Raw genomic sequence first — 22,668 nt, 5'->3', positions numbered from 1 at the left:
TGCAGTATGTCATTCGCCTTTTCATCGACGATAATCATTCTCTTATATATCAGCCAATTTCCGCCCAAGTAATGGCGGCTACTCGACGCACGGTCATTTGCGGATCTTGCACTCCGGCAGTGCCTGCTCCAATTCCTTCACCCCCGCATCCGTCACCTTGGTGACGAATAGGTCGAGTGCGGTCAGGCTCTTGTAGGCGGCGAGTTCCTTCAGCCCCTTGTCCGTCACCTTGCAGCCGCTCAGCACGAGCGAAGTAAGATTCTTAAACGGTACCAGTTCTTTCAAATCCTCGTCCGTCACCTCGGTGTGTGCCAGGCTGAGGTGCGTGAGTTTTTTTAGCGGGGCGAGTAGCTTCAAACTCATCCCGATCACGGCGGTTTGCTCCAGGTCGAGGTGCGTCAGGCTTGTGAGCGGTGCCAGTTCCTTGATACCCCCGTACGTCACAAACTCGATTTTCTTCAGGCCGAGGTGAGTCAGTTTGTCGAGCGGTACGAGTTCCTTTAAACCCACCGGCGTGACCGCGGTCACGCCCAGATCCAGGTGGGTGAGACATTTGAGGACGACGAGTTCTTTCACCCCCGCATTCGTGATCTTGGTGCCGAGGAGGGTCAGGTGGGCGAGTTTTTTGAGTCCGGCAAGTTCTTTCAGGCCTTCATCCGTCACCTTCGTGGCACCCAAGTTGAGGTGGGTGAGGGTTTTGAACGCGGCCAACTCCTTGACGCCCGCGTCCGTCACCTTTGTGGCACTCAGGTTAAGTGTCGAGAGGCTTTTGAATGCGGTCAGTTCCTTGACGCCCGCGTCCGTCATCGCGGTGAGGAACAGGTCCACTTCGATGACAGGCTTACCGGGTAACTTCTCGTCGCGTGTGACCTTCCCGCCGAGTTTCTCGACGAAAGCGACGGCCTTCTCTTCGGCTTCGTCCGCTCGACCGAGAGCGGGCGAAACCAGGATTAGCCACGACAAGACACCGCACAGCGTCAAACACGACATGATTCCCTCGCATTGTGTAAGTCTTTACCTCGTTGTCTCTCGCAAGCCCTTCCACGACCCGTCACTCTGGGGAGGCGGTGAGCGAGCTACTTCTTGGGCAGCGGCGTGATCTTCAAGATGACCATGCCGTTGACGACCGTGGACTCCTTCGCGGTGATCTCGAACCGGCCGACCTTCTTCTCGCCGCCCTTTGCCTTCACCAGTTCGAGAATCGCCTTCCCCTCTTCATCCTTGAACAGCTTGCTCGTGAAGAACTTCGTGGCGAGGTCCGTTCCGGCCCGGTTGGTCATCGCCAGCACCTCCAGATGGCCCAGTAACGACACTCGCAGGTTGAGTTTGTCCCGGTAGTCCACGAAGTCGTCGTCGCTGTCCGTCGGTGTGCCGAGTTCCTTCTTGATCTGCGTAATCGAGATCGGGAAGTCGTCCCCTGCGCATGCCGAGGACACGGGCTTGGGGACTACTTTGACCGGATCAGCACCCCACACCCTCGGCGTCCCGCCTGAGGAGAGGAACGCCACGCACGCCAACAAGCTCAGTGTCTTGACCACCGATCGTCCTCCGACGGCGAAAGACCACCGTCACGCCATGAGAGATAAAAGCCGTGTTGTTATAAACCGTGGATAGATAGGACGCAAGACGCCACTGTCACGGAATGACAGCCGCCGACGTGAAAGTGCTCTTCGGGCGCCGGGTGCGCCAACTCCGCAAGGCCAAGGGCGTGTCCCAGGAGGCGTTCGCCCACCAGATCCAGATCGACCGCAGCTACTTCGGCAGCATCGAACGCGGCGAGCGCAACGTGAGCCTCGAAAACATCTGCCTGATCGCCGAGGGGCTCGGGGTCGCACCCGCGGAACTGCTCACGTTCGACACACTTCGCGACCCGGCGCTCGGAGAGTAGCTCCCCGGTGCACTCGCGTGCGCCCGAATCGCACTATCGAGCAGCACGTCCGCATTGTTCACGGCCACTCGGGGTGGGTAACGTCGCGTCCGAGAAACGAAGTGGATTTCGCATGTGTCGGGCAGAAAGCCGGTCGCGAAAGTCCCCGACGCGACGCGGGAGATTTTTTAACAGGAGCGGATAAGGGAGGGGTTCACGTTGGTGTGATCGACCGGTTATCCCCGATTCGCACGCCGGTCCACTAAGTCGACGATGTCGCACAGTGGTGGTTTACCCGTACGTCGTGTTCGACTTCACGACCGGTTACACGGCCGACGGGCCGCGCGCGTTCTTCGACGGTTACACCGGTTACCTCCAGGCCGACGCGCCGGCCCAGTAGGAGCAACTGTACGGTCCGGAGAAGGTCGAGCATGTGTGCTGTTCGCCCTCGGTGGCGAACCCGGCTCGCGACTGGCTGCGGAACTCGCCGTGCCGATCAGCGGCGACACGATCCTGCGGCGCGTGAAGGCCGTGCCCGCCGAACACGAGACGAGCTACCGATTCGTTGGGATCGACGACTTCGCGCTCCGCAAGGGGCACACCTACGGCACGATCCTGGTCGATCTCCAGCGCGGGCGCGGGATCGACCTGTTCGACGGGCGGGACGGCGCGCCGGTCGCGGCGTGGTTGAAGACCCATCCGGGCATCGAGGTCATCACCCGGGACCTCTGGGCCGCGTACGCCAACGCCTGCACGGTTGGAGCGCCACAGGCTACACAGGTCGCGGACCGGTTCCACCTCGTCGGTAACATCCGCGAACTCGTGGAGCGTCTCTTCGAGCAACATGGGTCCGCACTCGATACGGCGCTGGAATCGCCACCGACCGCAGATGCCGAATCGCGCCTCGAAACCGCATCAACCCCTGTAATTTCGAGCGAACAAGTACCCACCACGCCACCGTCGGTGACCACAGCCGGTAACCCCAATACCCTCCCGGAGCTCGCGACAGTTGCACCGCCGGTGCGATCGCATGGTCAGCAACGGCGACAGGACCGCTTCGATGACGTGCGCCGACTGCGTCGCGAGGGACAGAGCATCCGCCAGATCGCCCGAGCCTTGCGGATCTCCTCGAAAACGGTGCTCCGGTACGCGCGAAGTACACAGTGCCCCGACTGGAATCTCGGCGCACCTCGCGCGACGCGCCTGGACCGATTCTAGTCCGCGGTCGAGGCGTTTATACGCGAGGGCGGGCGAACCGCGACCGTGCTGCACCGCCGGCTCCAGGGTCAGGGGTGCGCATCGTCGTACTGCGCGGTCCTCCGGTTCCTGGGGCGCCGGCTGCGCGCGGCCGGGATCGCGCCGGCGGGCTCGAGTCGCGGGCCACCGCGTCCACGTCGCCCCCAGCTCGCGCGTTGTCGTTCGAGTTCGTGCGCCGCGCGGGGACGCGCTCCGCTGAGGAGACCGAGCGGATGGCGACCGTGACCGCGATCCCGGAGTTGGGTGATTCTTTGAAACTGGCGAGCGAATTGTTGGAGATGACGCGCGGGTCGTCGAAGGCGCCGTTGTCCGATTGGCTGGTTCGCGCCGAGGCGCGTGGGAGCCGGTTGGTGCAGTCGTTCGCGGAGGCACTGAGAACCGATGCAGCGGCGGTGCAGGCCGAGCTCTCCACGTCGTGGAGTAACGGGCCGGTCGAAGGTCAGGTGAACCGGTTGAAAACCATCAAGCGGTCGATGTACGGGCGCGCGGGTCTGGCGTTGCTCCGTGCGAGGGTGCGCGCCAAATTGTGCTTTCCCTCGCTCCGGTCGCATTTTTGGGCGATTGTTGCCGAATTGGCATCCGAAGCGCGGACGGAGGATTACACCGCGATTTCGGGAACCTCCGGGTTCCGATTCTGACGGTTCTTCTCGATGGGAGATCCCCGTTTCTTCCCTCTCCTGATCTCGATCGGACCTCGCTCTACCCCGCGCTTCTTGCTCCCGGTACGTAAGCGTTCGGCGAAGCTTTCGATTACCCACAACTTTGGTCCATGAGTTCAGCCCCGAGGCTGATGTCGGCGAGCCGGGAGAGGCCGCGCCAGATGACCTCGTTGCCCGGTGGCGGATCTTTCGCGCGTGCCAAGTACCCGCCCAATTTCGCCACCGCCAGGACGTAGTGGGCCACCGTCCGCCGGGTCGGGGAGCGCCCGGTGAGCCGGTCCAGAACCCCGACCTCGGCCGGGGTGAACGCCGTCTCGGCCGGTTCGTCGGGGGCCGCCCGGTTGAGCATGGTGAGCCAGAACACGCGCCACCCGACGACGCATAGGACGGCCAACAGGTTGGTCAGCCGCTCGGCCGTCCGGAGCCGGGATTCCTCGGCCCGGCCGCCCGACTTCAGAACCTTGTGAAAGGTCTCGATCTTCCACCGCATCGCATACCAGTCCAGTTTCTCGACGGCGGACGCCAGGTCGTCTACCGGGAGGTCGGTGAGCAACTGCCAGTGGATCGCGTCCCGCCCCGCGGGCGCCCCCGGCTCATCGGCGTGGAGGACCGTGAGGGACAGCGACGGGTACCGCTTCCGCTTGGCCACCGGCGGGTGGACAGTCATTCGGCAGAACCGGACCCGGAGGGTGGCCGTCGAGACCCGCCCGTGGTCGTCCCGGACTTCCACTGCGTGCTCACCCCGAACCGGCTCGCGGGCCATCCGCGCGGACACCGTCGTGTCCCCTCGTCCGGCGAACCGATCCACGCACGTGCGGATCAGGAAGTGGGTCCGGGCGTCGTGGGCCGCACAGAACAGTTCGTAGATGTCCGCCTCCCGGTCCCCGACGTGCACGCACCGGGATGAATCGCCCAGTTCCTCGGTCGCGTGGCTCACGTTCTCCACCCAGCGGACGCTCTCCTTCTGCTCGATCGGGAGGCGGGTCGCGTTCACTTTCCCGCGGAGGGCGTTGGTCCCTTTGAACTTCTTGCGAGTCCAGAACTTGACCGCGGCCAGCCCGAGCGGGAGCCCGTCGGTCGTGACGACGAGGCTGGAGTGCATGAGGATCCCGCACACGGTGTGGGTGGCGTGCCGGCCCTTGATGAGTTTGAGCCGCCCGAACCCGGCCGGATCCCGCCGCTGGAAGCTGAACTCGGTGGTGTCGTGGAGCACCAGGACGGTGCCGGGACGGGCGTCGAACCGGGCGCGGGTGGCCGCGAGGTGCCCGGACAGGATGCACTCCTCGTCCACCCGCGGGTTGCTGAGGAAACGATATGCGGCCTTGGCCCCGGCCCAATCCTGGGTGGCCAGCGGGATCGTGTCCCCGAACCGCCGCCCGAGATCCCCGAGCAACTGACCGAGACGGCTCTGGAGTCGTCGGTCCGGGTACACGCCCGCGTTCAGCTCCTGTTGTACCCAGGCGTCCATGTCGATGCTCCCCCGGAATGCCAGCCTCACAGGATCGCCCCTCTGAGGATGAGGCTACGCCGAACACCGACCTTGGGCACCCAGAGTTGTGGGTAATCGAAAGTTTCGCCGAACGCTTACATTCGGTCCTGTACTTTCCGCGAAGTTATAGGCGGTTGGCGTAAGTTGTGGGGTCGGGAGTAGACGAGTGCCGGCCCGTCCGGGAGGATGGCGTTACCACACGACCTCCCGACCCGAACGGACGCGGCCATGCCATCTTCGCATACTCCGGCCCCTCGGTGCCACTGGTTTTCAACCCTGGCCAAGGCTCTGGACCCGCGGTCCGGGCGGCGGCTCGCGGTCCTGTTCCTCGGGATCATCCTGACCCGCGGGCGCCGCACCCTCGCGGGTTGGATCCGGGCCGCCGGGCTGTCGCCCCAGTACCGCCGGTGCTACGCCACGGCCGCGGCCGTGGGGCGCCGCACCGAGCGTATCGCCATGCGGTTGTTGGTCGAGGTTCTCAAGCCCATGGTGGCCGGTGCGCCTCGGGTGGTGCTGGCCCTCGACGACACCCCGACGGAGCGGTACGGGCCCAAGGTTCGAGGGGCCGGGGCGCACCACAACCCGACACCCGGGCCGGCCGGGGGCCCGTTCGTGTACGGGCACGTGTGGGTGGTCCTCGGGTTGTTGGTGGGACACCCCCTCGGGGGGATTGTGGCCCTCCCCCTGTTGGCCCGCCTGTACATCCGCCGCAAAGATCTCGGGGCCATCCCCGGGCCGGACCGGCCCGAGTTCGCAACCAAGTTGGTGATGGCCGTGGACCTGGTCCGGTGGGCCCACGGGTGGCTGAAGACGTGGGGCCGGGCCGTGTGGGTGGTGGCCGACGGGGCGTACGCCAAGGCCCCGGTGCTCAAGGCCCTACTCGCGCTCCGGGTGACCATGGTGAGCCGGCTCCGCAAGGACGCGGCCCTGTGGACGGTGCCCCCGGCCCGCGATCCGAGCGCCCGCGGGCGGCCCCGCGTGTACGGGGAGCAGCGGGTGTCGCTCGCCAAGCGGGCCGGGCACAAGGGCGGGTGGACCACGGGCACGTTCACCCTGTATGGGAAGCCCGTGGAGAAGCGGTACAAGACGTTCGAGGCCACGTGGCGGCCGGCCGGGGGCACGATCCGGGTCGTCCTGGTGGACGAACCCAAGGGGTGGGTCGCGTTCTTCTGCACGGACCCCACGGCCTCCGTGGCCGACATCCTGGGCCTGATCGCGGACCGGTTCTCGTTGGAAACCTGTTTTCGAGATCTCAAACAGGTCGCGGGCGCCGGTCACCAGCAGGTACGCGGGGTCGCGTCGAACGTGGGATGCTTCCACCTGTGTGCGTGGTCCCTCACGCTCACCGAGGTGTGGGCCTGGAACCAGAAGGCGGATGAACTGGTGGCCCATCGGGCGGCCTCCCCGTGGGACGATCCGAACCGGCGCCCGAGCCACGCGGACAAGCGCCGGGCCTGGCAACGGGAGCTGCTGGCCGAGGAAATTCAGGCCGTTGTGGGCGAGCACCACGACCCCGCGAGAATCCGCGCCCTCGCGCACCGGTGCCTGGATCTGGCTGCTTAAACGCTATAAGTTCGCGGAAAGTACAGATTCGGTCACAAATGCGACCACAATTTGGTTCGGGACAGCTACCCACGTCACACGTGCTCGGCTCCGAGGGAGCGGGGTCGAGCGCGTTCGTTCCCGAACCCCCTCCAGAATTCCCAACAATTCGGGAATCGGGGCCGAAACCAGTCCCCATCCGTACGGTCGGAATTCGGGAAAAACTGCGATCACAATTCGGTCCGGCACAACTACCGCCCGACCGACACCACCGCCTCAAAGACAAACTGGTCCAACGGCTCAAGAAACTCGGTTTCGCAGTAACCGTCGTGGCGGTCGAGACCGCCGCGTGGACCCAAAGAACGCGCACCCATCGAGCTATTTCGTGGGAGCAAAAGGTTCTCCGAGCTCTCCTTGCCCGTCACTTCAAGATTTCACATTTCGGCAGAGCCGATTTGAGTTCCTTGAGCCCCACGTCGGTCACTTTCGTGTCGACCAAGGAAAGCTCGGTGAGGCCCTTGAGCGAGGCCAACTCCTTGAGACCCGCGTCCGTTACCTGCGTACCGAACAGATTAAGCGTGGCGAGGTTCTTGAGCGGGGCCAACTCCTTGAGACCCGCGTCCGTTACCTGCGTGTCACCCAAGGAAAGCTCGGTGAGGCTCTTGAGCGAGGCCAACTCCTTGAGACCCGCGTCCGTTACCTGCGTACCGAACAGATTAAGCGTGGCGAGGTTCTTGAGCGGGGCCAACTCCTTGAGACCCGCGTCCGTTACCTGCGTACCGAACAGATTAAGCGTGGCGAGGTTCTTGAGCGGGGCCAACTCCTTGAGACCCGCGTCCGTTACCTGTGTTCGGCTCAAGTTGAGTATGGTGAGGCCCTTGAGCGGGGCCAACTCCTTGAGACCCGCGTCCGTTACCTGCGTACCGAACAGATTAAGCGTGGCGAGGTTCTTGAGCGGGGCCAAGTCCTTGAGAATCGCATCCGTTACCTGCGTTTCACTCAAATCAAGTGCGACGATCGGTTTATCGAGTGAATTCTCGTCGTGCGTAATTTTCCCACCGAGATTTTTGACTGTCACCAAAGCTTTATCCTTAGTATCGTCGGCACGTAGTGTGAACATTGCACACGCGAAGAATACAATTTGAATAAAATATAATATTCTAAACATTGCTACTCCTAATTACGAACGGATGGTCGTTGCTAGGCGAGGATGCAGCGGGCAAGCGACTTGGTTGAGACTTTCGAGTCACTCTTGTGCTTGTAACTTGGATTCGGATAGCCCCGCAGCTATATCAGTTCAAAAGCCTATTGTTCCATAAACTCTACGCCGGCCCCGAAACGAAATAATCCCCGGCAATACTACGTGACAAGCGAAATGATCCCCAACAGGTACGGTTGCAGGGCTAATCGCAGTTCCAGAGTAGAAATGAAATCCAGTGGCACTCCACAGTTCGATTTCATTGTGGCCAATATTGAACTGATGGATCGGCCGCCGGTCTGCCACAACTGGACCGACACGAAAATGGACTCCGCGAACAGTATGACACCCCTGACCAGTGTTCACATCGGTGGGCTACTGGCCAGATGGCCGATCAAACCACTGTCAGGTCATTTTGGAGAGTTGCGTCGCCAAAAGGCCGGTTGTGAGCGCAACTACCACATCCAGAGGAATCGGTCGCGGCGCGAGGGACAGATGAGACGCTCACGGCCGTCTCCCAGTGCATTAGTAGATAGGCCATGGTAAACAGGCCAGAAGCAGAGGAGCAGGAGGCCAAAGCGCCAACACGGCTCCATCTCATCAAAGGCGTACCAAGGCCACTGCTTTTATCCCCTACCATCGGGGAACACGCCCAGGACGAACTCCAGGGCCAACGCTTATTAATTGCCCTGGAAATCAAGAGTGTCTGCGATATGATCCCAAGTTTTTGACCCACTTTTCAGCGATCAATCGTCCAAAACTCTGATATTTCAGTCTTCCCGAGTACGCGTTGGCCGTGGGGCGAACTCCTTCAACGGAAAGGTGACAAGGGCCATTACTCACTCCTGAAAGTGGGATAATTGTATCCGCTCGACCCAAAGCGCAGAACCAACCATCTAACATAACAAACTCCGACAAAACTTCCGAAACCACTTGAAAACGGGCCGAATCAGGGCACTCCTCAAAGATAGTAAGGGCGTCGCGCGTAGCTGAATGACAGATGGAGAATCTCAAGTCGAACAGAATGCCGGAGTCTAGTTACGTCCTCACCAGCTTGCACGCGATAAACAAGACGTAGAGGAAGTGAATGACGGAAGAAGTTAGGGACGGCGACTACGAAAAGCAGGACGCGTCACCTATCCGGTAGAATGAAGTACCGCTCCAAATTCTCATTTCGACACGGCGCGGCTACTCGATGTAAATACCACCGAGATAGACACCACAATCAGGGTGGCGCCGCTTCAATTCTTTGGCAGACAGCAGCGTTACGTTCGCCATGGGCAGCGACAGAAAGTGTAGGCAGGGAAGTTTGGCCAGATCCTTCACGCCAACGTCGCTGATAACAGTCTCTTCAAGGTTGAGTGAGGTCAGGGTTTTGATGCGACTCAGGTGTACAGCACCTATGTCGGTAACTGGAGTATAACTGAGACCCAAAGTACGGAGTTCCGGGAGGGCTACCAGTTCCGCCAGGCCAGTGTCGCCAACTGCCGTCCTATAAAGACTAAGTTGGGTTAGCGAACGCAGTTTGGCTACATTCTTCATGCCCGCGTCCGTGACAGCAGTTGTTCCTAGGTCAAGCTCCCAAAGTTCATTAAAGGCGCCAAGTTCCTTCAGCCCAGCGTCTGTCACGCGGGTCTTTACCAAGTGAAGTCGCTTCAGTCGGCGCAACTCGGTAAGTTGCTTCAAGCCCACGTCAGTGACACCGGTGTCACTGAGGGATAGTTCCCGGACCTCCGTAAGGAGATGAAACTTGCTCAGTACCGCATCCGTGACATGGTTGCGGACTCGAGGAGCGTCTCGATCAGTCACGACAGCTCCACAGCACAAATCTACTTTGACGACGGGATTACCTAACACTTCGTGCACGTACTCGGGTTCCGCGTCACCTCTTAGGTCCGAGACGCGGTAACACATACCACCCGCTTGCTCCACGTCCCGGATTGCTAAGTCTTCCGGCTCGCCGCTGACCGTCGACCCGCAACCCGGAAAGGCTGGTCCAAGCACCGCTAAGAAAACGGCACTGGGAAACCAGAGAGGTAGCGGCCGATTTATGCACATAATACAACACCCTTCTTAGTCAAAATAGAAGCATTTAATCGATTCGCAATAGATCATTATGTGAACACCGGGCATGGCAAGCCTATCCCATTCGCCGTTTCACTTACAGCTTGCACGACGCCCTGCTGAGTATCCAAGCTACAGAATAACCACTTAAAAATAAAATATAGTATTGGCAAATAATACGCTTGTATATAACAATCAATTCAGAAAATAACTAATAAAATAATACGAAATATCAGCTAACAAGTTCTGGCGAAGCCCCTAATCAGGGCCGTTATCAAGGCGATTTCGGGGTTTCGCCAGGGCTTATAAAAAACATCTGATCTTTAATTCGCAAGCTTTTTAATCTCCAGGCCATGGCAGCCAAAGCCCACCCCATGCCTAACGCCCCCCGGGCGCGACAGTTCCAGGAGGAACGCAACCTATAGTAACTGCATATTCACTTATAAAGGTAATTTTATGCCAGTATACTGACTTAGGGTTTATCTCTTGGAGCACAGCAGCGGCGCGATAGATGTCACCTAACCACCCTGGCCAATTTTGACGAAGCCTACGAGAAAACCACGAATCTTTATCTGAGAAGTCAGCCGCATCAAGAACAGTCACCTGCGCTTTCAGTCTGAGGGTGACAGTCCCATCCGGATCCGTTGACTTACCGGTCACCTGACTACCTAGTGCATCGATCGTTATCCACGCCCCTCCATGGGATCGAAACAAATTCTCGTCGGTATCGGTAAATTTCTCTTTGAACTTGACAAGCCTTTCGTTATTCAAATCCCACGCACTCGAATACCATCGCACCTTTTGCTCAGGGACACTGAATCCCGATCCAACCTTACTAGAGATGCCGCCTTTGTCATAAGCATCTTTAAGTATTTTATAAATTACAGGGCGAGAGTGCAGTTCCATTTCCCTTTTATATTTATCTGGTAATATGTACGGATTTGACCGCAATTCTCCTCCAGTACGATAGGTCTGAAGAAAATGCTCCATAATATGAACCCAGAGCGGATACTTATCTCCGTCGATTTTAATTCCGTTCTTGATCGTATTGAAAGCCGCTGCCACCGCATCAGATCCCGCAGGGTATTTTTGGTCAAAGGCGCCGGGAAAGGAGGGGGGGACAAGCAAGGTACCTTTTCCGGATGGAGGAGGCGATACTCGGTCAATACCAGGAAAAGTTGTGCCATTGCCAATTCCGCCACCGGAACCTCCGTAGCCACCGCCAAAAGGAGGGTTCTGACCAATTGGCATTTTCCCTTGCGGAGCCTTTGCCTTGGAAATACGCCGGAGCGCTTCTGGATAGTCAATAATCTCGAATTCTCCGATAACTGCGTAAATCCCGCCTCCAAAACCAGGATACCTGAGCTTAAATTTTCCGTCGTCAGTGATGTCGACTCCAACAACGCGCGGCTGCGTAATGAGCAATTTCTCTGCAGCATCTTTCAAAAGCGGACTATTTTGTGGATAATACCTTGTTGGCTGGAGACCGCTTGGGTCAGTAGCATTCGTTGAGCTATTCTTAACATAGCGAAAGAGATTGGCATCCCCTGCTGCGAAACCAAGTGGATCCTCTTGGAAGAAACGGCCGGAGAGATGATCATAAATGCGAGCATTATATAAATACAGATTTAGCGTCGAATCGATCTCTTGCCCGGTATACTCGTAACGGTCACTCGTACCGCTTGAAACCGTCGTTTGGCCGAATGCCGAGTACGTAAGGGTGCCAGCAATGCCACCGACGTTATTAATCAACTGACGCACCGATTGTTGGTTGTCCGCCAGGTACCACATTACCGTGCCATCTGAAGCCTGACGGGCGATTAATTCATCGAACCCGGTGCCAAATGCCCGGCGCATGGTAAGCGCGTTCGCGTTGTCCAGGTCCGCCCAGGTATCAAAATTTTCGGTTCCCAGCGGGTTAAGCTTGGCCGGATCCCAGCCGTCCATCGCGTAACGCTCGACGCTTGTCGTCCCGTTCCATGCGTCGCGCTCGATCCGGTTCCCCAACGCGTCGTACACGTAAGTTACGCGCTGAGTCACGATCCCACCGTCGGTCGCACTGTACGCCGCACTCGTCATCTGGTTCCGGTTATCGAACCCGTACGCCCAAGTGTCACTAACTACTCCCTTGCTGCGTTTGATCACGTTCCCGTTGGCGTCGTACGTATATGTCCAAATCCCATCACTCGTCATCCGGTTCCCGGAACCAGCAACATACCCCGCATTCGTCCGGTTCCCGGTCTCGTCGTACCCGTAAGTCGCTGCCCCATCGGCCGTCAACTGGGCAGTGGCATCGTAACTGTAGATCGTAGTGGTTCCGTTCTCCTGCTTTGTGGTTACCTGACCGGCCGCATCGTAAGTGTAGGTGTAATTTGCGAGCACTGTACCCGCCCCGTTAGTGCTCTTGAGGTGCGTTTCGCGCCCGGCCGCGTCGTAGTCATGGGTTGTGGTTCCGACCACGGTTGTACCGGGCAGGTTCGAGTACCGGGTGAAGCTCGCCACTTCGCCGCGGGCCGTGTAAGCGTAATCGAACCGTATCGCTGAGATGCCCGTTCCCGCGGTCTGTTCACTGGTTTGCCGGTTTAGCGCGTCGAATGTGACCGTAGTATACCCGTTCTTGGAATCTTGAACCGAGGTCCGGTTGCCCACTGCGTCGTACCCCATTGTCAGGGTCAGACTGAACGGCTCCCGGACGGTGGTTACCCGATTCAGTGCGTCGTATGTCAGTGTGTAGGCGCCGTCCGGGTCGAGGGCGGTCAGCATGTTTCCGGCCCCGTCGTAGGTCCACGTCTGTGTCTGGGTGAGCGCCCCACCAACCGCGTACCACTTCTCCGTCAGGACCCGGTTCGTGTCGTCGAACGCGTAATCGCGGCGCTGGCCCAGTCGATCCATTTGGGAAGTTTGCCGCCCGGCCGCGTCATACGCGTAAGTTTTGCTCGCACCGAAAGGGTTGATCTCCGAGGTGACCCGGTCGTCCGCGTCGTACGCCCAGGTGGTGCGATTCCCGACTGCATCAATGAGGCCCACTTGGTTCCCGACCGCGTCGTAGGCAATTGTGGTCGTGAAGCCCCGCGGGTCCGTTTCGGTGATCGCACGGTTCAGTTCATCGTACCCGTAACTGGTGGCCCGGTTCAACCCGTCGGTTCGGGTCGCTATGTTTCCGACCGCGTCGTACCCGGTTGTCGCGCGGTTCCCGAGCGCATTGACAGTGGCGATCACTTGGTTCAATTGGTCGTACACGTTCGTCGCTCGGTACCCGAGTGGGTCAATCATCGCGACCGCGTTGCCCGCGGCGTCGTACACTCTCGTCGTCCTGTTGCCGAGAGCATCGGTCGTCGCAATCACCCGGTTTAGCGCGTCGTAGGTCGAAGTCGTCACGTACCCGCGCGCGTTGATGACCGCGGTCCGGTTCCCGGCGGCATCGTAGACCGATGTGGTCACTTTTCCGAACGGATCAGTGACTGTCTGGACCAAACCACGCGGATCGTAGACGTAGCTCGTACGATTCCCGAGTTCGTCCACCCAGGCACTCGGCTGCCCGGCCGCGTCGTACACGCTTGTGGTCCGGTTATTGAGTGGGTCAATGGTTTCGACCCTCCGATTGACTTGGTCGTAAACCCAGGTCGTTGTGTGGCTCAGCGGATCCGTTGACGAGATCAGATTCCCTACATCGTCGTACGCTGTGGTCACGACCTTCCCGAGCGCGTTTGTGGTTATCACCACCCGGTTCACCGTGTCGTACCCGTAACTGGTGGTATGACCGAGCGGGTCGGTCCGGGTCGCGACGTTCCCGGCCGCGTCGTACGTCGTCGAGGAAACGCCGTTCCGGGCGTCTTTCACTGTCATGACGCGGTTCAATGCGTCAAACGCGGTCGTCGTGCGCCGGTTCAGGGCGTCCACCGTGACCGTCACATTGCCTACCGCGTCGTACAGGCTCGTCGACCTGAAACCCAGCGCGTCTTGCGTTCCCACCGGACGGTCGAGCGCGTCGAACGAGACCGTGGTCCGGTTCCCCAAGGGGTCGACCGAAGCGATCGCGTTGCCCGCCCCGTCGAGCACCGTGGTGCGCCGCCCTCCGGCCGCATCGTAGCTCTCAACCGCGCGCCCGGCCGCATCAAAGAAGATACGCGTATCGTGACCCAAAGGGTCGATCTGGCGCCATCCCCGGCCCAGTCCGTCGTACTGCGTGGTCCAAACGTTTCCGGCCGGATCGGTTCGCATCACTGGAAGGTTCCGTGCGTCGTACCCGAACGTCGTAACCCGGTTTAGGGGGTCCGTCACTGAAATCACGTTGCCCACCGCGTCGTACGACGTCGTGGTGCTCTTGCCGCGCGCGTCCGTCACCACTGAGGCCCGATTAAGGCGATCGTACAACCAAGTCGTCGTATGGTTTAGGGGGTCCGTCACTGAAATCACGTTGCCCGCCGCGTCGTACGACGTCGTGGTGCTCTTGCCGCGCGCGTCCGTCACCACTGAGATCCGGTTGAGCGCGTCAAAGGTGCTCGTCGTCGTATGATTCAGCGCATCAGTTACTGAGATCACATTGCCAGCGGCGTCATAGACGACCGTCGACACCTGATTCAGAGCGTTCTGAACCGTCACGACCCGGTTGAGCACGTCGAACGTGCTCGTCGCGCGCCGGCCGAGAGCGTCGACGGTCGCGATCACGTTACCCGCCGCGTCGTACACTGTGGTCGTCCGGTTCCCCAGCGCGTCAATTACCTCGGTTACGCGGTCCGCGTCGTCGTACGTCGCGGTCGTCACCCGCCCCAACGGGTCCGTCGCCGCGACCTGGTGTCCGGCGGCGTCGTAACTCACCGTCGAAACCGCGCCCAGTGGGTCCGTGGTCGTGATCAACCGGTCGAGTCCGTCGTACGTCATCGTCGGGGCGCGGCCGCTCGCGTCGAACGTGCGCACCACGTTCCCGACCGCGTCGAAGCGGGTCGAGTTCTGGTTCCCGAGCGGATCCTGGGTCGTCGTCACCCGGTTCAGGTCGTCGTACATGTACGTCGTGCGGTTCCCGAGCGCGTCGACCGTGGCCAGGACGCGATCGGCCGCGTCGTACACGGTCGTCGCGTACTTCCCGAGCGCGTCCTGGGTCGCGACCACCCGGTTCAGGGCGTCGTAAACCGTAGTGGTCCGGTTCCCGAGCGGGTCGACGGTCGCGATCACGTGCCCGGCAGCGTCGTACACGGTCGTGGTGACTTTCCCCAAAGCGTCCTTGGTCTCGAAAACCCGGCCCGCGGCATCGTACGCGTAACTCGTGCGGTTCCCGAGCGGGTCCACGGTCGCGGTGACACGGTCGGCCGGGTCGTACACCGAGGTGGTGCGCTTACCCAGGGCGTCGATCGTGGCCTCGGCCCGGCCCCGCGCGTCGTACTGCGTCGTGGTGACGTTCCCGCGCGGGTCCGTCGCCGTGACCCGGCGCCCCGCGCCGTCGTACCCGTAGCTCGTCGCCTTCCCGAGCGGGTCCACGCTCGCGATCATTTGCCCTGCGCCGTCATATGTGCTCGTGCTCCGGTGCCCGAGCGGGTCCACGGTCGCGATCACGTGCGAATCCGCGTCGTACACCGTGGTCGACACGTTCCCCATCGCGTCCGTGATCGTGACCTGCTGGCCCAGCGCGTCGTACCCGGGGCGGGTCACCCGGCCCAGCGCGTCGACCGTCGCTACGACCTGCCCCGACAGGTCGTACACCGTGGTCGACACGTTCCCCATCGCGTCGATGATCGCGACCGCCCGGTTTAGGGCGTCGAGCACGGTCGTGGTCCGGTGCCCGAGTGGGTCGATGCTCGCGATTCGGTTCCCGGCCGCGTCGTACACGGACGTGGTCCGGCGCGCGAGCCCGGTCCCGTACCCCTCGATTACCGCGATGACGTTCCCCGGCACGTCGTACACGTAACTGGTCACGTTCCCGAGCGGGTCCGTCGTCGAGAGCAACTGCCCGGACGCCGCGTACGTGCTCGTCGTGGTCTTCCCCAGCGCGTCGGTCACGCCCGTCACCCGGCCCGCGCCGTCGTACCCCGTGGTCGTGGCCTTGCCCAGCGCGTCGGTCCAGGTGACCGCGTTCCCGGCCGCGTCGTACCCGATCGTCCCGGTCACCGCCCCGCCCACCAGGGCGCCGACCGGCCGGCGCGCCGCGTCGTACAGGTACGTGGTCACGTTCCCGAGCGGGTCCACCGCGGTCTGCAACAGGCCCGCGGCGTACGTGTACGTCGTGACCCGGCCCAGCGGGTCCTTGGCCGCGGTCTGGCGCCCGTACACGTCGCTCGTGTAGGTCCACAGCCCGCCCCGCGGGTCCGTGTACGCCGACAGGGCCCCGTTCGCCCCGCCGTACGCGACCGTCGCCACCGTCAGGTCCGGGCGCACGGTTTGGGTGACCTGCCCCCTGGCGTTGACCGTGTACGCCGTGACCCGGTTCAGTTGGTCCGTGTACCCGGTCACGTACCCGTTCGCGTCCCGGGCGTACGCCTCCGTGCCCCCGTCCGGCGCGACACGCTGGAGCGGTTGCCCGAACGTGTTGAACGCGGTCACGGTCGCGTTCCCGCGCGCGTCCGTGTAGTCCCCGCGGACGCCCCCGCCGGTCACGGTTCCCGCCTTCCCCACCCCGGTCGCAAGGGCCGCGGTGATCGTCCCCCAGCCCACCGTGGCGCTCACCGTCCGCGCGAGCCCGTTGGAGTAACTGTAGGCCGTGGCCGCGCCGTTCTCCGTCTCGGTGGCGAGGCGGTGCGCCGTGTACACGAACGTGTGGGTCTTCGCGCCCGGGTCCGTGACCGTCACCAGGTCCGAGCCCGAGAGCGTGAATGTCGTCGTCCGCGCCCCCGGTGCGAGCACCGACGACGCGAGCCCCCCGGTGTACGAGAACGTCGCGACCCCGCCGTCCGGCCCGGCCATCGTCGCCACCCGCATCGCGGTCCCCGCCCCGGCCCCGTCGTACGTGTACGTCATGGTCTCGGTCCCGTCGGCCGAGGTCCACGTGGTCATCCGGCCCGACGAATCGAACGCGAGCACCTTCCCGTCCCAGCCCGTGTACCGCCACCCGCCGGCGACCGCGGCCAGGGTGCCCGCGTCGCCCGGGGGCGACGTGTACGCGCTCCCCCCGGCCGACGCGTAGAACGCCCACCCGCCCTTGCCGTACAGGCGCAACAGCCCCGCCGGGTACGCGCCCGAGGCCGCGACCGGAACCAGCGCATCCGTGTTCGAGAAGCTCCACCCGGCCCCGTACGCGCTCCCGGACCGGTCCACCAGGAACGTCTGCCCGGTCACGCTCCGGGACACGTCGTTGATTGTGCCCGGGAAGTCCACGAACAGGTCCAGGGCGTACGTGTGGCGCCCGGTCCCCAGGTTCGTGGCCGGGGCCATCCCGAACACCCACTCGCCCCCGGGCGACACGGCGCTCAGGTCGTACGCCACGGTCCCGATCGCGACCCCGTCCCAGGTCAGGGTGCCCAGGACCTGGGTCGGGACCCCGAGCGCGTTGTCGCTCTGGACCCGGACCTGGACCGTCGGGGCCGGGGCCGCCTCCTGCGAGTTGTACACCAGGTACGGGTCCTGGCACCCGCACGCGGTCGTACTCACGTCCAGGTCCAGGGCCACCGACGCGGTCACGTTCCCCGCGTACACGAGCGCGTCCGTGACCGTGGTCCACCCGTACGCCCCGGCGTACCCGCTCCGCAGCGCGGGCGTCGCACTGACCGCGGCCCAGGTCGCGGGCGACGCGCTCACGAGCACCGACTGCGGCGCCGACGTGCCCTCGTTCCCGGCCAGGTCCAGTGCCCGGGCCCGCACGTGCGCGGTCACCCCCACGGTCAGGTACGTCGCGTACGAATCGAACGTGACGGCCCCGTTCGTCAGGACCCCGCTCGCAAAGTTCGCCTCGCCCGCGTCCAGATAGTCGTTGTCCCCGTTCAGGTCCACGTCCAGCACCACGGTCCCCGCGGCCGACAGCCCGTACAGGTCCGACGCGGTCACCGCGACCGGCGGGCGCCGGTCGTACGTCTGGGTCGCGACCGCCACCGCGACCGCCGGGGGGGTGGTGTCCAGGGTGAACGTGAGCGGGTTCGAGGGCACGGACGTCAGGCCCCCGGAGGTGGCCGTGGCCGTGAGCACGTACGCCCCGTTGACCGACCCGTTCGAGTACGTGTAGGTCCACAGCCCCCCGACCGTGGCCGTGGTCGTGCCCAGCAGGGCCGGGAGCGCGTCGACGGTCCGGCGCCGGTACACCGAGATCGTGGCCCCCGAGGGCCCGATCCCGTTGATCGTGGGGGTCGTGTCGTACGTGAGCCGGTCCGTGTTCGACGAGCCCGTGTCGTCGGCGAACCCGGTGATCACCGGGGCCGGGATGTCCCCGAACCGGACCACCACCGCGTTCGCGAACGGGCCCGCCCCGGCGGCGTACATCTCGTTCCCCCCTGTGGCCACCGCGTACCCGGTCGTGAGCCCGCTCCCGGTGCCGGTGAACTCGATCGCGGTTCCGGCCCGATTGTACCGCACCACGGCCCCGCCGGTCCCGGTCACGACCGCGCGCCAGTCCGTGTCGGCCTCGATCCCGTACCCCGCGTCGGTCCCGCCCCCCCCCTGGTACGTGGCGAAGTCGGGCGCGTACGTCAGGCTCGTGAACTTGGCCACGAACGCGTCCTGGCCCCCGCCCGAGGCGGCCTGCACCGGGTTCCGCGTGGGCAGGTCGGTCGAGGTCGTCGAGCCCGTCACGTACACCCGGTCCTGGTTGTCCAACCCGAGCGCGTACCCGGTCTCGCCCCCGGACCCGCCGAACAGGGTCCCGGTGCTGATCGCGCCCGACGCGGTGTACCGCATCACGAACGCGTCGGACCCGCCCGAGAACGTCCGGTCGTACCCGGAGATCGGGACCGGGAAGTCCGAGGAGTCGGTGACCCCGACCACGTTGATGGCCCCGTTCGTCTCGATCCCGACCCCGTACGCGGTTTCCAGCGAACTCGCGGACCCGCCCAGGAACGTCGAGAACACGAGCCCGGACCCGGCCGCGTTGAACCGGGTCACGAACGCGTCCCGCACCCCGCCCCGGGCCCCCTGCGCCGCGTTCAGCGTCGGGAAGTCGGCCCCGAACGGGCCCTTGCCCGTGTACCCAACGACGACCGCCTCGCCCGTCCAGTCCACCGCGACCCCGTTCGCGACCGCGGGCCCGGTCCCCCCCAGGTGCGTCGAGTACACGAGCCCCGACCCGTCGGACATCAGCGCGGTCAGGAACGCGTCGTAGCTGAACGACGCGAACGCGGGGGCCGTCTGGTACGCGCCCGGGGTGACGGGGAAGTTGGTCGACCCGGTCTGCCCGGTCACGTACACGTACCCGCCCCCGAACGCGACCCCGTGGGCCTCGTCGGACCCGCCCGGCCCGGCCCCCCCGCCCCCGAGGTACGTGGACCACACGAGCGTGCCCGTGGGTCCGAGCCGGGTCACGAACGCGTCCCGGGTGCTCCCGAGTGTGGCGTCGAACGCGGCCGTGGTCGGGAAGTCCGCGGACTCGGTGTACCCGACCGCGGCCGCGGTGCTGCCGTATATGTCGGACGCGACTCCGTACGCCACGTCGGTCCCCGAGCCCCCGAAGTTGGTCGTGTACACGAGCACCGGGTCGATCACCAGCTCGCGCCTCGGGTCGTACGCGCCGACCGCGAACCCGACCGACCCGTCCGCGCGGAGCCGGTACGCACCGGTCACGGGTTCGCGCGCCCCGTCACCGGCGGTCTGGTACACGACCGGGGCGGACTGGACCAGTTCCGTGCCCGCGGCCGTGGTGAGCACCAGTTGCCCCTTCTCGTCCACGCGCGCGTCGGCCCCGCGCACGGTGAAGCCGGGCTCGTCCGGGGCGGCGCCCGGCTTCACCACCAGGTCGTACTCGATCTGCTTGGTCCCGGCCCCGCGGTACACCAGGTCGACCCCGGCCCACAGGTCCGCGTACCGGACCGCGGCGTACTCCGCGACCCCGGTGTGCCAGCCCTTCGAGTCGGACCCGATCAGGTAGTTCGAGACCGAGTCCAGTTGCCCCTCGCCCCGCGCCTGTGTGTCGGGGCTCGCGCCGGCCCACTCGAGGCGCAGGGCGTCGAACACGGTCCCGCCCCCGAACCGCTCGCGCTCGGCGTCGGTCGCGGTCCGGGCCAGCGCGACCGTGGCCGAATCGCGCGCGACCGCGACCTGGTACCCGGCCCCGCGGGCCACGAAATCGAGCCCGTCGGCCCACTGGCCCGCGTTCCGCACGAACCGCACGGGCTGGGTCGAGGTGTCGAACTTCAGGGCCGCGCCGGCCCGCCCCGCGGGTACTCCGGACGGCGGGCCCCCGTCCACGGCTGACTGGCCCGCCCCGCCGGCCCCGGTCCCGTCGGCGGCCCCCGCGGCTCCGGGCGCCGCGGGGTCCGCCGCAGTCGTGTTGCTCGTCCCGGTACCCGCGCCCCCGGTCCCACCGGAGACGCCGACCGACCGGGGATAAAAGTTCGGGGTGCCGGCCCCTCCGAGCCCCGATCCGCCGTCGAACCCGCCGACCGGAGCGGACCCGTCGGTCCCGCCCGGCGCGCTCGAGCCGGTTCCGCCCGCGGTGGCGCCCCCGCCCCCGATCCCGGCGAACGTGCCCCCGTCGGTTTCGGGCGTGCCGCTCGCACCGGGTTCACCGGGCGCGTCCTTCGGGTCGGGTTCCTCCGGGTCCGCGCGCAGCGTGCTGCCCGCGCCGTCGGGCGCCGGGCCGGGCCCAGTGCTCGACGGGCCCGGCGCGCCGGGGTCCGGTTCGAGCGCGACCGGGAGCACGAGTGCCGGGCTCGTGTCGTACCCCAGCGGGTCCGTCCCGGGACCCGCCGCGCCGGCCCCGGCGTGCGCCGCCCGGGCCTCGAACGTGGTCGCGAAGTACACCGCGGCGGCGGCCGCTGCCGCGGTCGCCGCGAGCGGCAGCACGGTCCCCCCGATGGTCTCCGAGGGCGGGTTGCGCCAGTCCATCGGGTGCAGTTCGAGCTTGAACGGTTGGACCCGGTGATCCGGTCCGGGGGCGGTCGCCAGGCGCCGCCACGCGGCCCGGCACCGGGCGGTGACGAACGCGCGCAGGTCCTGGAGCGCGGCGAACGGGTCGATCCACAGGCGCAGGCGGCGCGGCATGGGCAATCCGGGAGAAGAAAGGACCGGGAGCCGCTCCGCTCGGGCCGAGCGGGCGCACGAATCGAGCTCATGACGAGACGCACGAGCTTGTGTTTAATACTGACTCGAGAGATTTCACCCGTTTCACGAATGCCCGTCAAGCGTAAACACGGCGGGACCAGAATTTTTATCGCGGGGCCGTACAAAATTGCACACGAGGGCTTTCCGATCCGGTCGCTCCCCGCTTAGACTGGGCCGACACGTTCGACCTGTTCGGGCCGCCCCGGACCCGGGGCGGCCCGCCGAAGCGTCCGGTGATCCGGCGGGCCACCGGATGGTGCCCGCATTCGCTTCTTTTTGGCCGCGGTCGTGTATTTTGTGTCGAGGGGAATCGGTGGGCCGGCACCGCGGCTGGAGCGGAGCGAGTAGCCGGAGAACGCAGGGACGGCTCCCCCGGAACCGTCTTTTCGTGCCCGGCTCGTGTGCCGCCCCTCCCGGTGCGGGCACTAGGCGGCCCTTTCATGGGGAGTGATGTGCCCACGGTTTTCGTGCTGTGTCCGGACCACGCGCCGCCCGCGGGCGGGATCCGCAAGTTGTACCGGCACGTGGACGTGCTCAACGCCCACGGGATCCCCGCGGCCGTCGTCCACGAGGCCCCGGGGTTCCGGTGCGCCTGGTTCGCCGGCGCCACCCCCGTGCGGTGCCGGGCCGACGTCCGCCCGGACCCGGCCGACGTGGTGGTCATCCCCGAGGTGTACGGCCCGGACCTCGCGGCCCTGTACCCGGGCGTCCCCAAGGTCGTGTTCAACCAGAACGCGTACCTCACGTTCCGCGGTTACGCGCTCGACCCGGTGGACCTCAACACCCCGTACACGCATCCCGAGGTGCGCGCCACGCTCGTGATCTCCGAGGACAACCGCGAGTACCTGGCGTACGCGTTCCCGGCCGCGCGCCTGGTCCGGCTCCACTACGGGATCGACACCGCCCTGTTCGCGTACCGGGCCGAGAAGGAGCCCCGGGTCGCGTACATGCCGCGCAAGAACGCTCACGACGTGACCCAGGTGCTGAACCTGCTCACGCACCGCGGCGCGCTGCGCGGGTACGAGCTGGTCGCGATCGACGGGCGCCCCGAGTCCGAGGTGGCCGAGCTGCTCGGTTCGTGCGCGGTGTTCCTCAGTTTCGGGCACCCCGAGGGGTGCCCGCTGCCCCCGCTCGAGGCCCTGGCGTGCGGGTGCGCGCTGGTCGGGTACCACGGGCGCGGGGGCCGCGAGTACTTCCGCCCCGAGTTCTGCCACCCGGTCGAGTTCGGGGACGTGGTCGGGTTCGCGCGGGCCGTCGAGGACGTGGTCCGGCTCCGCGCGACCGCGCCCGGGGCGCTCCGGGCCCGGTGCGCGGCCGGGGCCGCGTACGTGCGCGAGCACTACTCGGTGGCCCGCGAGGAAGCCGACATCGTGCGGTGCTGGCGCGGGCTCCTGGGCGAACCGTAGCGTCGGTGGTTCTC

At 64.4% G+C, this 22,668-nt stretch carries 10 protein-coding genes and 1 pseudogene; 5 read left to right on the top strand and 6 right to left on the bottom strand.

Translation table 11 applies throughout. From position 1 onward, the window contains the following. Window positions 1-93: 93 nt before the first annotated feature. Window positions 94-990 (bottom strand): leucine-rich repeat domain-containing protein, encoded by an 897-nt coding sequence (locus J8F10_RS21500; RefSeq protein ID WP_210657273.1) that lies wholly within the window; start codon window positions 988-990, stop codon window positions 94-96. A gap of 86 nt (window positions 991-1,076) precedes the next feature. Continuing rightward, window positions 1,077-1,538, bottom strand: a complete 462-nt coding sequence (locus tag J8F10_RS21495; protein ID WP_210657270.1) for a hypothetical protein — start codon at window positions 1,536-1,538, stop codon at window positions 1,077-1,079. Window positions 1,539-1,642: 104 nt separating this feature from the next. On the opposite strand from J8F10_RS21495, the gene J8F10_RS21490 reads away from it, so the two are divergent. The 3 genes and pseudogenes from J8F10_RS21490 to J8F10_RS39130 all read left to right on the top strand — a co-directional run. Next, the gene (locus tag J8F10_RS21490; RefSeq protein ID WP_210657268.1) at window positions 1,643-1,888 is read left to right on the top strand and encodes a helix-turn-helix domain-containing protein; all 246 of its coding nucleotides are present in this window, start codon (window positions 1,643-1,645) and stop codon (window positions 1,886-1,888) included. 414 nt (window positions 1,889-2,302) lie between these two features. Next, the gene (locus tag J8F10_RS21485; protein ID WP_210657267.1) at window positions 2,303-3,085 is read left to right on the top strand and encodes a transposase; all 783 of its coding nucleotides are present in this window, start codon (window positions 2,303-2,305) and stop codon (window positions 3,083-3,085) included. A gap of 251 nt (window positions 3,086-3,336) precedes the next feature. Further along, window positions 3,337-3,645, top strand: a pseudogene (locus J8F10_RS39130) (transposase); the annotation flags it as partial. A gap of 229 nt (window positions 3,646-3,874) precedes the next feature. Here the strand turns inward: J8F10_RS39130 and J8F10_RS21475 are convergent. Continuing rightward, on the bottom strand, window positions 3,875-5,251 hold the full coding sequence (locus J8F10_RS21475) for an IS4 family transposase (protein WP_210657263.1): 1,377 nt from the start codon (window positions 5,249-5,251) through the stop codon (window positions 3,875-3,877). Window positions 5,252-5,500: 249 nt separating this feature from the next. Between J8F10_RS21475 and J8F10_RS21470 the strand changes: the two genes are divergently transcribed. After that, the gene (locus J8F10_RS21470) at window positions 5,501-6,835 is read left to right on the top strand and encodes an IS701 family transposase (RefSeq protein ID WP_210651692.1); all 1,335 of its coding nucleotides are present in this window, start codon (window positions 5,501-5,503) and stop codon (window positions 6,833-6,835) included. A 400-nt stretch (window positions 6,836-7,235) separates the two neighbouring features. Here the strand turns inward: J8F10_RS21470 and J8F10_RS21465 are convergent, their stop codons facing one another. From J8F10_RS21465 to J8F10_RS21455, 3 genes are all read right to left on the bottom strand, one after another. Continuing rightward, window positions 7,236-7,892, bottom strand: a complete 657-nt coding sequence (locus tag J8F10_RS21465; protein ID WP_315854141.1) for a hypothetical protein — start codon at window positions 7,890-7,892, stop codon at window positions 7,236-7,238. Between the two features lie 1,308 nt (window positions 7,893-9,200). Beyond that, complete coding sequence (locus J8F10_RS21460) at window positions 9,201-9,878, bottom strand: hypothetical protein (protein ID WP_210657259.1); 678 nt, start codon at window positions 9,876-9,878, stop codon at window positions 9,201-9,203. Between the two features lie 576 nt (window positions 9,879-10,454). After that, entirely contained in the window at window positions 10,455-21,188 is a 10,734-nt protein-coding gene (locus tag J8F10_RS21455) for a DUF7948 domain-containing protein (protein ID WP_210657256.1), read from the bottom strand. Window positions 21,189-21,700: 512 nt separating this feature from the next. Here J8F10_RS21455 and J8F10_RS21450 point away from each other — a divergent pair. Then, window positions 21,701-22,654 (top strand): glycosyltransferase family 4 protein, encoded by a 954-nt coding sequence (locus tag J8F10_RS21450; protein WP_210657254.1) that lies wholly within the window; start codon window positions 21,701-21,703, stop codon window positions 22,652-22,654. Window positions 22,655-22,668 lie beyond the last annotated feature (14 nt).

Source organism: Gemmata palustris, assembly GCF_017939745.1.
Lineage (GTDB): Bacteria > Planctomycetota > Planctomycetia > Gemmatales > Gemmataceae > Gemmata > Gemmata palustris.
The sequence above is the reverse complement of the archived record's forward strand: the minus strand, read 5'-3'. Positions and strand labels throughout refer to the sequence as shown.

Bases quoted from the DNA above. Each gene is read 5' to 3' on its own strand.
- J8F10_RS21500 (WP_210657273.1), bottom strand. From the start codon at position 990: ATGTCGTGTTTGACGCTGTGCGGTGTCTTGTCGTGGCTAATCCTGGTT.
- J8F10_RS21490 (WP_210657268.1), top strand. From the start codon at position 1,643: ATGACAGCCGCCGACGTGAAAGTGCTCTTCGGGCGCCGGGTGCGCCAA.
- J8F10_RS21475 (WP_210657263.1), bottom strand. From the start codon at position 5,251: ATGGACGCCTGGGTACAACAGGAGCTGAACGCGGGCGTGTACCCGGAC.
- J8F10_RS21470 (WP_210651692.1), top strand. From the start codon at position 5,501: ATGCCATCTTCGCATACTCCGGCCCCTCGGTGCCACTGGTTTTCAACC.
- J8F10_RS21455 (WP_210657256.1), bottom strand. From the start codon at position 21,188: ATGCCGCGCCGCCTGCGCCTGTGGATCGACCCGTTCGCCGCGCTCCAG.